Raw genomic sequence first — 11432 nt, 5'->3', positions numbered from 1 at the left:
GCCGGGGGGGGGGGGCGGGGGTGGGTGGCGGGGGGGGCCCCCCGCGCCCCCGGGGGGGGGGGCCCCGGGGGCGGGGGGGGGGGGGGGCCGGGGGGGGCCCCCCCCCCCCCGCGCCTCGCGCACCCCTGCCCGGGTCGGCGCGGGGCGGGGGACCCAGGGATCCCGCGCCCCGGTCAGGCAGCCGCCTTGGAGGCCGTCGGCAGCGGGTCGGCGGTGTGCATCGGCCGGCCGCAGCCCAGGTCGGCCAGGATCGCCGCGGAGGCCCGGCGGGCCGAGTGCAGGGCGCCCTGGAGGGTGCTGGTGTCGCGGTGGTCGCCGCACACGTACAGCCCCGCCAGCAGTCGCACCGGGCGCCTCAGGTCGTGCGGCGGGCGCATCGCGGGAACGGCCTCGGCGGTGTGGTGGACGGCGAGCGTCTCCCAGCGCGCGGTCGGGACGCCGTAGAGGCGGGACAGGTGACGGCGCACGGCGGCGTCGATGTCGGCCGCCGGCTCGCCCAGGACCGTCGACGAGACCAGGGCCCGTCCGGCGGGCGCGCGTGCGGGGTCGACCCGGCTGGTCACCGCGGTGTGCGCGACCGGCCCGCCGCGGTCCGCGTCGAGCAGCAGGTATCCGCCCGTCGCCGGCGGCTCGTCGGTCGAGTGGTGCACCACCGTCACCGGGTGGAAGTCCGGCACGCGCAGCCCGGGCAGCAGTGCGGCGGCGGTGCGCGCGCCGGTCGCGACCAGCACCGCGCGGCAGCGGACCACTCCGTGCTCGGCGGTGGTCACCGAGTTGGTGGAGACCGAGGTGACCCGGACGCCGGTGCGTACGGTGCCGGGCGGCAGCGAGCCGGCGAGCAGCTCCGGCAGGACCTCCGCGCCGCCCTCCGGCAGGCACAGCCGGCCGCTCGCGAAGGCGCGCAGCGCCAGGTCCGCGCAGCGACTGGACGTGGTGAGATCCGGGTCGCACAGCAGGGCGGCGAGCAGCGGGCGCAGGAAGCCGTCGACGGTGCGCGGCGGCAGCCCGCGGGCCGCCAGCGCCTGACCCGCGGACAGTTCGGGCCGGGCCAGCAGACGTTCGACCGGGGTGGCGGCGATCCGGGCGAGCGCGGCGCGCAGCCGCAGGGGGGCGCCGATACCGAAGGGCTGGGCACGGTCGGTCAGTACGGCCCGGCCCGTGCGGGCCGGAGGCGGCCCGTCCAGGAAGGGGACCTCCGCGCCGAACCGCCGGGCGTCGGCGGTGCCCACGGCCCCGTACGGCGCGGTCGCGGTGGGCGCGACGGGACCCAGGGCGCGGGCCCGGGCACGTGCCCTGGGCAGCGCCGTGGGCGGCCGAGGAGCGCTCGCGAGGGCGCGTACGGCATGGAGCGCGCTCCGCGCGCCCCTGACGCCCACCGGGGCGCCCGCACGGTGACGACGCCCCTCGCTGTGCAGCAGGACCCCCGGCGCGAAGGGGCGCAGCACCAGTGCGTCCAGCCCCGGGCTGCGGCCCAGTTGGGGGTAGGACGTGAACAGCAGCTGTCCGATCCGGTCGAGCCGGAACCCGTCGACCTTCTCCGTCGACATGCGGCCGCCGACGTAAGGGGCGGCCTCCAGGACCGCGGTGGTTACTCCTGCGCTGGTCAGCCGGTGCGCCGCCGAGAGCCCGGCGACCCCGGCTCCCACGACGACGACATCGACCTGGTACGCGGGCTCAAGCACGTGCCCCTCCTCGAGGTTGCGCGGCCGGTGGAGCAGTGATGCCCTCGACCGGCTTGAGGGATACCCGAGTTCGACACGAGGTTAGGTCCGCGTCCGGTCCGGGACAGTCGCGCACCGACAGGGGCACGGTCGCATGACGGTCGCATACGGTCGCAAGTTTTCGCCGGTGCCCCGCGGAGCGGCACAGCGCCGTCCGCCGGGGTCCCGGCGCCTCACAGGGCGGCCCGGACCGCGTCCTCGATCCCCGGGAACGCGAACGAGAACCCCGTCTCCAGCAGCCGCCCCGGCAGCACCCGCGCACTGCCCAGCACGTCGCCCGCCATCTCCCCGAGCACGGTCCGCAGGACCGGCGCCGGCACGGAGAACAGCGTCGGCCGGTGCAGCACCCGGCCCATCGCCGCGGTGATCTCCCGGTTCGTCAGGGGACGCGGCGCGGTGAGGTTGACCGGCCCCGACAGGGTTTCGGTGTCGATGAGGTGCCGCAGCGCCGCGACCTCGTCGTGCAGCGAGATGAACGACCAGTACTGCCGCCCGCTCCCCAGCCGGCCGCCCAGTCCGGCCTGGAACAGCGGGAACAGCCGCCCCCAGGCCCCGCCCTCACGGGCCACGACCAGTCCGGTGCGGGCGAACACCGTACGGATGCCCGCCTCCCGCGCCGGGGCGGCGGCCTCCTCCCACTCCACGCACACCTCGGGCAGGAAGCCGTCCCCCGGCGGCGCGTCCTCGTCCACGGCCCGGTCGCCGGTGTCGCCGTAGAAGCCGATCGCGCTGCCGCCTACGAAGACCCGAGGCGGCACGTCCAGGGCGGCGACGGCCTCGGCGAGCGCGGCCGTGCCGAGCACCCGGCTGTCCCGGATCGTCTTCTTGTACGCGTCCGTCCAGCGGTGGTCGCCCACCCCGGCGCCCGCCAGGTTGACCACGGCGTCGCAGCCGGCCAGCCCGGCCGAGTCCACGTACTGCCGCTGCGGGTCCCACCGCACCTCGTCCCCGCTCCGGGCCTGACGGCGCACCAGGCGGCGCACCTCGTGCCCGTCCGCGACCAGGGACCGCACCAGGGCACTGCCGATGAGACCGGACGCCCCGGCCACCGCGATTCGCGAACGTTCCATGTCCCCATCCTGCCCGCTGCGCCGCGAAAACCCCGGTGAGCGCCGCACGTCCGCGCCGTAGAGTGACCGCCATGCCGGTTCCGCACATACGTCCCGCCACCCTCGTCGACGAGGAGGCCCTGGCACGGCTCGACCGCGCCACCTGGTCCCCGCTGCACTCCGTGCAGCCGCGTCCGCAGCCGCCGTACGAGCCCTTCTTCACCGAGCGTTCCGGGCCGGACCAGATCATCGTGGCCGAGGTGGCGGGCGCCGTCGTCGGCTACCTCCGACTGGCCTTCGCCACGCCGCTGGAGTGCAACGCGCACGTCCGCCAGATCCGGGGCCTGGCCGTCGCCGACCGGGCACGGGGCGCCGGAGTCGGCCGGGCCCTGCTGCGGGCCGGCCGGGACGAGGCCCGGCGGCAGGGCGCGCGGCGCATCACCCTCCGGGTGCTGGGGCACAACACCCCGGCCCGCAAGCTGTACGAGTCAGAGGGCTACGTCGTCGAGGGGATCCTGCCGGAGGAGTTCCTGATCGAGGGCGAGTACGTCGACGACGTGTTCATGGGCCGCTCCGTCTGACCTCCGCGCCCCGGCGACGGCCCCGGCGTCCGCGCCGTGCCTCAGGAGGTGACCAGCGCGCCCGTGTCCACCGGGGTCGTCGCCGTCGCCGCCCGCAGCGCGTCCGGGGCGACCTCGGCCGCCGTCAGCACGTAACCCGTCCCGCTGTTGGACGTGGAGCGGGCGAAGACCACACCGTAGACGCGGCCGTCGGTGGTCAGCAGCGGGCCGCCGGAGTTGCCGGGCCGGACGGTGGAGCGGATCGAGTAGATCTCACGGGTGACGGTGGCGTCGTTGTAGATGTTCTGGCCCGTCGCCCGGATCCGGTTGGCCACCGTCGCCGCCTGCAGGTTCAGGCCGCCGTCCTGCGGATAGCCCGCGACGACGGCCGGGGCGCCGCGCGCCGCGGCGCCGTCGAACCGCAGGACGGGGGCGCGCAGACCGGGGACGTAGAGCACGGCCACGTCCCGGTCCGGATCGAACAGCACCACCCGTGCCTCGTACGACCGACCGACACCGCCGATCCGCACGAACGGCTGGTCGATGCCCGCCACCACGTGCGCGTTGGTCATCACGTGCCGGCTCGCGAACACGAAACCGCTGCCCTCGCGGCCCTGGTTGCCCGAGGAGCCCTCGATCTTCACCGTGCTGAGCCGGGCGGCCCGCGTCACGCCGGCCGTCACGCTGTCGCCCGAGGGCTCGGCGACGCCCGTCGCCGGCTCGTTCTCGAACGGGTTGAAGACCTGGGGGAAGCCGGCCTCCGTGAGCGCGGAGGTGGCCCGCGAGAACCAGGCCGGAGTGGTGTCCGGCATCGCGTTCTGCACGGTGCCCAGCAGTTTCGAGTCGCGTATCGCCGTGGTCACCACCGGGGAGGAGGAGGCGCCCAGGACGCTCGCGGCCACCCACGCCACGATCAGTACCGCCACCGCGTTCGCGGCGGCCCCGCCGATCCCGTCGGCCACCCGCAGCGGCCCGCGGTCCAGCTCGCGCCGCAGCCGCAACGCCAGCCGCCCCGCCAGCTCGTGGCCCACCACCGCGGGCACCAGCACCGTGAGCACGGCGGTGACGGTCGCCGTCGCCGTCCCCCGGGTGACCAGGCCCATCACCCAGGGCAGCACCCACACGCCGACGACCGCGCCGCCGACGAACCCGGCCAGGGAGACGCAGCCGGCCACCAGCCCGCGCCGGTAACCGGAGGCCGCGTAGAGGAGGATCACCAGCAACAGCACGAGATCGAGCAGGTCCACTCAGGCCGCCTTTCTCCCGGACCCGGACACGCGCGGGACGGGCCCGGCGATCGGTCACGCGTACGTGCGCCCGGAAACCGACCACGCGTACGTGTACCCGCAGAAACGTCCCGGACCAGGACGATGGTTCCACCAGGTGGCACACCACACATCGCGGGCGGACCGGATGGGGGTGACAGTGGGCTCATGCGTGCAGAGGGGAAGGCCGGGCGCGCCCGGCTCCGACGGAGTCCACGGGGACCGCGCCGAGCCGCCACGGCCCGCCGGCGTCCCCGGCGGTTGCGTGGCGCCGGCGTGGCGCTGCTGTGCTGTCTGCCGGCCGCCGCCGTCGGCGGACTGCTGGTGGGCGCCCGGGGCGTCGACCGTACGCTCACCTCGCCGGCGCACGCACAGGCGCCCGCGGCGGGCTCCGCGCCTGCGGTCGAGCCCCGGTCCGGCATGTCCGCGCACGGCGCGCCCAGGCCGCGCATCCTGCCCAGGTCGGTCTGGCTGGACGCCACCGCGCGGCACGCGCAGCCGCCCCCGCGCTACGACGACAAGGTCGTCGCCGTGTTCGTCCACCACACCGACTCGCCCAACGGCTACGCCTGCGCCGACGCCCCGTCCGTCATCCGCCATCTGTACGCGGGTCAGACGGGCGTCCGCCAGTGGGACGACATCGGCTACAACTTCCTCGTCGACCGCTGCGGCACCATATACGAGGGGCGCGCCGGAGGTGTCGACCGTGCCGTCACCGGAGCCCACACCCAGGGCTTCAACCACCGCACCGCGGGCATAGCGGCGATCGGCACGTTCACCGCCGGAGCACCCGTGCCGCAAGTCATGACGGACGCGATCGCCGCGCTGGCCGCCTGGAAGCTGGGCCTGGCCGGCGTCGACCCGCGCGCGAGCGTCGCGCTGGTCTCCAGCAACCGCCTCAGCCGGTACCAGCCGGGCACCACCGCGCTGCTCCCGGCCCTCGCCGGTCACACGGACGGCTTCCCGACCAACTGCCCGGGCGCGGCCCTGGCGGTCCGCCTGCCGGCGATCCGCGAGGCCGCGGCACGGCTGCAGGGCAGGTACTGAACCCCGGGGAGCGGCGGGGGGAGCGACGGCGGTCGGCGGCGTGACCCGCACGGGGCGCGGGCGCGCGTGGCGCTACTCGCGGAACCGGTCCCACAGCCGGGGATAGCGCTGGGCGAGCGCCCGGTCGTCCTCGAACTCGACCGGCGTGCCCTCCGGCTCGGCCGGGGCGGGCGGGACGCCGAGGTCGGGAGCGACGGTGCCGGTGAGCTGCTCGTACGCCTCGTCGGCCGCGTAACCCAGTTCCTCGCCGTCGCCGTCGATCTCCTCGTCGAAGTCGCCCAGCAGGTCGGCGAGCGAGTCCGGGTCGTGCAGGGCCCCCTCGAAGACCTCCCGGCCCTGGCCGATCAGCCAGCACCGGAAGTAGTCGAACGCGTCGTCGCTCGCCCCGTCGAGCAGCACCCAGGCGGCGCCCCACAGGTCCCAGCGGTAGGCCCGGTTGTAACGGGATTCGAAATGGCGCGCGAAGTCCAGGACCACCTCGGGTTCGCGGTCGAGCAACCGCTCCACGAGCAGGTCGGCCTGCTCCTCCGGGTCCCCCTCGGCGGCCCCGCGCGCGGCGTCGATCAGCTCCCAGAACTCCGTCTCGTCCATCACGGGTCAAGCATCGGCCCTCGGCCCAGGGGGCGCACGCGGAGTACAGCGGATCGTTACACGCACCCCACCCGCCCCACGGACGAGTTCACGCGCCCCGGGGGCGCGCCCCCGGCCGAGGATCAGGTGTCGTACATCCGGGCGAGCCGAGCCGCGTCCCGGGCGAACCGCTCCCGCAGCGTTCGCGGGGCCAGCACCTCGGCCTCCGGGCCGAGCGAGGAGAGCTGGTCGTGGGCGACATCCTCGGACTCCACCGGAAGCGTCACCCGCACCCGTCCGTCCTCGTCGGGGGCGTCCGCGCCGGCCAGGGCCTCCCGGGCCGCCACCGGGTCCACCGCGTGCGCAAGCCTGCGCACTCCCTCCTCGGACAGCAGCACGACGACCTCGGCGCGCAGGATGGAACGGGCGAACCGCGCGGAGTGCTCGGCCCAGAAGGCGGGCAGGTCGAACTCCGCGTCCCGGCTGAACCGCGACTCACCGGCGGTGACCGCCGTGAACCGGTCGATCCGGTAGACCCGGAAGACGCCGCCCCCGCCCCGGGCGTCGTCCCGGCCGTGCCGGTCGCTCCCGCCGTCCCCGCCCCGCGCACCGTCCCCGCCCCGCGCACCGTCCCCGCCCCGCGCACCGTCCCCGCCCGGCTCCGGCACGCGGGCGCACAGGTACCACACGCCGGCCTTCAGGACGAGCCCGTACGGCTCCAGGTCCCGTACCGCCTCCCGCTCCCCGCGCCGGTAGCGCGCGACCACGCGCCGGTCGTCCCACACCGCCCCGGCGACCGCCGGCAGCGACTCGGGCGTCTCCGGCTCCCGGAACCAGTTCGGCGCGTCCAGGTGGAAGCGCTGAGCCGCCGTGCGGGAGGCGTCGCGCAGGCCGGGGAGCAGCGCGGCGGACACCTTCAGCCGGGCGGCCGACGCGGCGTCCCGCAGGCCCATCTCCGTCAGCGCCCCCGGCACACCGCTGAGGAACAACGCCTCGGCCTCGTCGCGGGCCAGGCCGGTGAGCCGGGTACGGTAGCCGCCGATCAGCCGGTACCCCCCGGCCCGCCCCCGGTCGGCGTAGACCGGCACGCCCGCCGCAGACAGGGCCTGCGCGTCCCGGGTGACGGTGCGCTCCGACACCTCCAGCTCCCGGGCCAGCTCGGCCGCGGTCATGGACGGCCGGGACTGCAACAGCAGCACCATTCTGATCAGACGGGCGGCACGCATGACCTCATGATGCCGCCCCCCACCGACGACGAAGGGGCACGGCCGAAACCGTGCCCCTTCGTCCTGGTCGTACCCGGTCCTTACAGGCCGTACTTCTCCCGGGCCTCCTTGACCGCCGAGGCCTTCACCTCGCCGCGCCGGGCCAGCTGGGCCAGGGCGGCGACGACGATCGACTGGGCGTCGACGCCGAAGTGGCGGCGGGCGGCCTCACGGGTGTCCGACAGACCGAAGCCGTCGGCGCCCAGCGAGGAGTAGTCCTGCTCGACCCACTGCGCGATCTGGTCCGGGACCTGGCGCATGTAGTCGGACACGGCCAGGACCGGGCCCTCGGCGCCCTGCAGCGCCCGCCGGACGTACGGCACCCGCTCCTCGCCGCGCAGCAGTGCCGCGTCGGCCTCCATGGCGTCCCGGCGCAGCTCGCCCCAGGAGGTCGCGGACCACACGTCGGCGGCCACGCCCCACTCCTCGGAGAGGAGCTTCTGGGCCTCCAGGGCCCAGTGGATCGCCGTGCCGGAACCCAGGAGCTGGATCCGGGGGGCGTTCGCCGGAGCGGTCAGACCAGCGGTCTCGGCCGTGTTGAACCGGTACAGGCCCTTGACGATGCCCTCGTCCACACCGGCGCCCGCGGGCTTCGCCGGCTGCGGCAGCGGCTCGTTGTAGACGGTGAGGTAGTAGAAGACGTTCTGGTCCTCGCCCTCGGCGGCCTCGCCGTACATCCGGCGCAGACCCTCCTTGACGATGACCGCGATCTCGTACGCGAACGCCGGGTCGTACGACAGCGCCGCCGGGTTGGTCGCCGCGATGACCGGCGAGTGGCCGTCGGCGTGCTGGAGGCCCTCACCCGTCAGCGTCGTACGGCCGGCCGTGGCGCCGACGAGGAAGCCGCGGCCGAGCTGGTCGCCGAGCTGCCACATCTGGTCGGCGGTGCGCTGCCAGCCGAACATCGAGTAGAAGATGTAGAACGGGATCATCGCCTCGCCGTGCGTCGCGTACGACGACGAAGCGGCGATGAAGTCGGCCATCGAGCCGGCCTCGGTGATCCCCTCGTTGAGGATCTGGCCGTTCTTGGCCTCCTTGTAGTACATCAGCTGGTCGCGGTCGACCGGCTCGTACGTCTGGCCCTTGGGCGAGTAGATGCCGAGGGAGGGGAACAGGCTCTCCATGCCGAAGGTGCGCGCCTCGTCGGGGACGATCGGCACCCAGCGCCTGCCCGTCTCCTTGTCGCGGACCAGGTCCTTGACCAGGCGGACGAAGGCCATGGTGGTGGCCACGTTCTGCGAGCCGGAGCCCTTGTCGAAGGAGGCGAACGCCTTGTCGGCCGGGGCCGGCAGCGGCGCGAGGGGCTGGACCCGGCGGGCCGGGGCGGGGCCGCCGAGGGCCGCGCGGCGCTCCTGGAGGTAGCGGACCTCGGGGGAGTCGGCGCCCGGGTGGCCGTAGGGGACCTGGCCGTCGACGAACTGGCTGTCGGAGATGGGCAGCTCCAGCAGGTCGCGCATCTGCTTGAACTCGTCCACCGAGAGCTTCTTCATCTGGTGGTTGGCGTTCTTCGACGCGAAGCCGCTGCCGAGGGTGTGGCCCTTGACCGTCTGGGCGAGGATCACCGTCGGGGCGCCCTTGTGCTCCAGGGCGGCCTTGTAGGCGGCGTAGACCTTGCGGGACTCGTGGCCGCCGCGCGAGAAGTGGAAGACCTCGATGATCTTGTCGTCGCTCAGCAGCTTCGCCATCTCGGCGAGCGCCGGGTCCTTGCCGAAGAAGTCCTCGCGGATGTAGGCGGCGTCACGGGTCTGGTACGTCTGCACCTGCGCGTCCGGTACCTCGCGCAGCCGGCGTACCAGCGCGCCCGTGGTGTCCAGGGCGAACAGCTCGTCCCAGGCGGAGCCCCACAGGGTCTTGACGACGTTCCAGCCGGCGCCGCGGAACTGGGCCTCCAGCTCCTGCACGATCTTGAAGTTGGCGCGGACCGGGCCGTCCAGGCGCTGCAGGTTGCAGTTGATGACGAAGGTGAGGTTGTCCAGCTCCTCGCGGGCGGCCAGCGCGAGGGCCGCCGTCGACTCGGGCTCGTCCATCTCGCCGTCGCCGAGGAACGCCCACACGTGCGAGGACGAGACGTCCTTGATGCCGCGGTTGGTGAGGTAGCGGTTGAAGCGCGCCTGGTAGATCGCCGACAGCGGGCCGAGGCCCATCGAGACGGTCGGGAACTCCCACAGCCAGGGCAGTCGGCGCGGGTGCGGGTAGGACGGCAGGCCGTTGCCGCCCGCCTCCTGGCGGAAGTTGTCCAGCTGCTGTTCGCTCAGCCGTCCGTCGAGGAAGGCGCGGGCGTAGATGCCGGGAGAGGCGTGGCCCTGGATGTACAGCTGGTCGCCGGAGCCGTCGCCCTCCTTGCCGTGGAAGAAGTGGTTGAAGCCGGTCTCGTAGAGCCAGGCGGCCGAGGCGAAGGTGGCGATGTGGCCGCCGACGCCGTGCTTCGCGCCACGGGTGACCATCGCGGCCGCGTTCCAGCGGTTCCACGCGGTGATCCGGGCCTCCATGGCCTCGTCACCGGGGACGGCCGGCTCGGCGGCGGTCGGGATGGAGTTGACGTAGTCCGTCTCGAGGAGCTTGGGCAGGGTGACGCCGGCGCCCTCGGCGCGCTCCAGCGTGCGGCGCATCAGGTACGCGGCACGGTGCGGCCCGGCCGCCTTGGCAACGGCGTCCAGGGAGGCCCGCCACTCGGCGGTCTCCTCGGGGTCGCGGTCCGGGAGCTGGTCGAGCTCGCTCGGCTGGATGGCGTTGGGGTCGGTCATGTCGCCGCCTTCCTCAGTCGAAGGGGGGTTCCCTCATCTGCGTAAGGGTTCGGGGGTGCCCTTGGTCTTTGGCAGGACAGGGCGCGGGGCCCCGGCGCGCGAAATCGTTTGTGCGGCTCCGGCGCGTGGCCCGTCGGTGACTGTAACCCCCTGATCGATGATCGATCAAAGGGTTGAGGGCGAAAACCTCTCGATTCCGAGAAAGTAGGCACCGGGTGCCTGTCCCACAGGCACCCGGTGCCTTGTTTTCGAAGGGTTTCCGCAGGTGAGCGGGGAAGTGCTCGACTGGTCGGACACGGGCCGCCGGGGCGCTGGTGCGACTCGCTCCGAGGCAGTCCGGGGCCGTTTCACGGCCGGGGCGCGCACCCCAGGACGTGCGCCTTCACCAGCTCGGGGATGCGCGGGTCGCGTCGGCGGAACGCCTGCACCAGTTCCTCGTGCTCCTCGGCGTACGACTGCTGGACGGTGCCCAGCCAGCGGATCGAGAGCGCGGTGAAGACCTCGATCCCCAGGCCCTCCCAGGTGTGCAGCAGCACCGAGTTGCCGGCCGCGCGCACCAGCTCGCGGTGGAAGCCCACCGTGTGCCGCACCTGGGCGGTGCCGTCGGCTCGCCGGTCGGCCTCGTAGAGCGCGCTGACGTGCGGTTCCAGGGCCGAGCAGTCCTCGGCCAGCCGCTCCGCCGCCAGCTCCGCCGCGATGGCCTCCAGGCCGGCCCGCACGGGGTAGCTCTCCTCCAGGTCGGCGGCGGTCAGGTTGCGCACCCGGACGCCCTTGTTCGGCGCGGACTCGATCAGCCGCAGCGACTCCAGTTCCCGCAGTGCTTCCCGCACGGGCGTCTGGCTGACCTCCAGTTCGGTGGCGATCCGCCGCTCCACGATCCGCTCGCCCGGCTTCCAGCGCCCGCTGACGATCCCCTCCACGATGTGCTCGCGGATCTGTTCGCGCAGCGAGTGGACGACGGGCGCGGTCATGAGGGCTCCTTAAAACGGGACCCGGCGGCCCCCTGGGGCGTTTGACGTTGAGTAACAATACGGCGGTCGGCGCGGGGCGGAAGGGCTCATACGTGCGCTTTCGTGCAGGTGAGACGAGGCTTACACGCCGTGATGGCCAAGAAACGGCAAACGCGGCGCCCCCGCCCGGAGTGCTCCGGACGGGGGCGCCGTACAGCTGTTCCCAGGCGTTCCCGGGAGGGGGAGGACCGGGGCCCGAGT

The 11432-nt window shown here is 74.1% G+C and carries 9 protein-coding genes; 2 read left to right on the top strand and 7 right to left on the bottom strand.

All coding sequences use genetic code 11. The features are described from left to right. Positions 1-173: 173 nt before the first annotated feature. Together ACF061_RS01995 and ACF061_RS01990 are read right to left on the bottom strand one after the other, a co-directional pair. Positions 174-1682, bottom strand: a complete 1509-nt coding sequence (locus tag ACF061_RS01995) for an NAD(P)/FAD-dependent oxidoreductase (RefSeq protein ID WP_392264833.1) — start codon at positions 1680-1682, stop codon at positions 174-176. Positions 1683-1894: 212 nt separating this feature from the next. After that, positions 1895-2791 (bottom strand): TIGR01777 family oxidoreductase, encoded by an 897-nt coding sequence (locus tag ACF061_RS01990; protein WP_392264832.1) that lies wholly within the window; start codon positions 2789-2791, stop codon positions 1895-1897. Positions 2792-2853: 62 nt separating this feature from the next. Here ACF061_RS01990 and ACF061_RS01985 point away from each other — a divergent pair, with 62 nt between their 5' ends. Further along, positions 2854-3351 (top strand): GNAT family N-acetyltransferase, encoded by a 498-nt coding sequence (locus ACF061_RS01985; RefSeq protein ID WP_392265370.1) that lies wholly within the window; start codon positions 2854-2856, stop codon positions 3349-3351. A gap of 41 nt (positions 3352-3392) precedes the next feature. Here ACF061_RS01985 and ACF061_RS01980 read toward each other — a convergent pair whose 3' ends face one another. Next, entirely contained in the window at positions 3393-4577 is a 1185-nt protein-coding gene (locus ACF061_RS01980; protein ID WP_392264831.1) for a MarP family serine protease, read from the bottom strand. Positions 4578-4871: 294 nt separating this feature from the next. Between ACF061_RS01980 and ACF061_RS01975 the strand changes: the two genes are divergently transcribed. Next, positions 4872-5642 (top strand): peptidoglycan recognition protein, encoded by a 771-nt coding sequence (locus ACF061_RS01975; protein ID WP_392264830.1) that lies wholly within the window; start codon positions 4872-4874, stop codon positions 5640-5642. A gap of 72 nt (positions 5643-5714) precedes the next feature. Here the strand turns inward: ACF061_RS01975 and ACF061_RS01970 are convergent, their stop codons facing one another. The 4 genes from ACF061_RS01970 to ACF061_RS01955 all read right to left on the bottom strand — a co-directional run bounded on the left by ACF061_RS01970 (position 5715) and on the right by ACF061_RS01955 (position 11192). Further along, entirely contained in the window at positions 5715-6233 is a 519-nt protein-coding gene (locus tag ACF061_RS01970; protein WP_392265369.1) for a DUF4240 domain-containing protein, read from the bottom strand. Positions 6234-6355: 122 nt separating this feature from the next. Next, complete coding sequence (locus ACF061_RS01965; protein ID WP_392264829.1) at positions 6356-7438, bottom strand: helix-turn-helix transcriptional regulator; 1083 nt, start codon at positions 7436-7438, stop codon at positions 6356-6358. A gap of 80 nt (positions 7439-7518) precedes the next feature. Further along, on the bottom strand, positions 7519-10221 hold the full coding sequence (gene aceE / locus ACF061_RS01960) for a pyruvate dehydrogenase (acetyl-transferring), homodimeric type (RefSeq protein ID WP_392264828.1): 2703 nt from the start codon (positions 10219-10221) through the stop codon (positions 7519-7521). 347 nt (positions 10222-10568) lie between these two features. Beyond that, positions 10569-11192, bottom strand: a complete 624-nt coding sequence (locus tag ACF061_RS01955) for a GntR family transcriptional regulator (RefSeq protein WP_392264827.1) — start codon at positions 11190-11192, stop codon at positions 10569-10571. Positions 11193-11432 lie beyond the last annotated feature (240 nt).

This window comes from Streptomyces sp. NPDC015220 (assembly GCF_043079345.1).
In the GTDB taxonomy this organism is placed as follows: domain Bacteria; phylum Actinomycetota; class Actinomycetes; order Streptomycetales; family Streptomycetaceae; genus Streptomyces.
The sequence above is the reverse complement of the archived record's forward strand: the minus strand, read 5'-3'. Positions and strand labels throughout refer to the sequence as shown.

Coding starts and splice junctions, on each gene's coding strand:
- ACF061_RS01990 (WP_392264832.1), bottom strand. CDS start 2,791: ATGGAACGTTCGCGAATCGCGGTGGCCGGGGCGTCCGGTCTCATCGGC.
- ACF061_RS01970 (WP_392265369.1), bottom strand. CDS start 6,233: ATGGACGAGACGGAGTTCTGGGAGCTGATCGACGCCGCGCGCGGGGCC.
- ACF061_RS01965 (WP_392264829.1), bottom strand. CDS start 7,438: ATGCGTGCCGCCCGTCTGATCAGAATGGTGCTGCTGTTGCAGTCCCGG.
- aceE (WP_392264828.1), bottom strand. CDS start 10,221: ATGACCGACCCCAACGCCATCCAGCCGAGCGAGCTCGACCAGCTCCCG.
- ACF061_RS01955 (WP_392264827.1), bottom strand. CDS start 11,192: ATGACCGCGCCCGTCGTCCACTCGCTGCGCGAACAGATCCGCGAGCAC.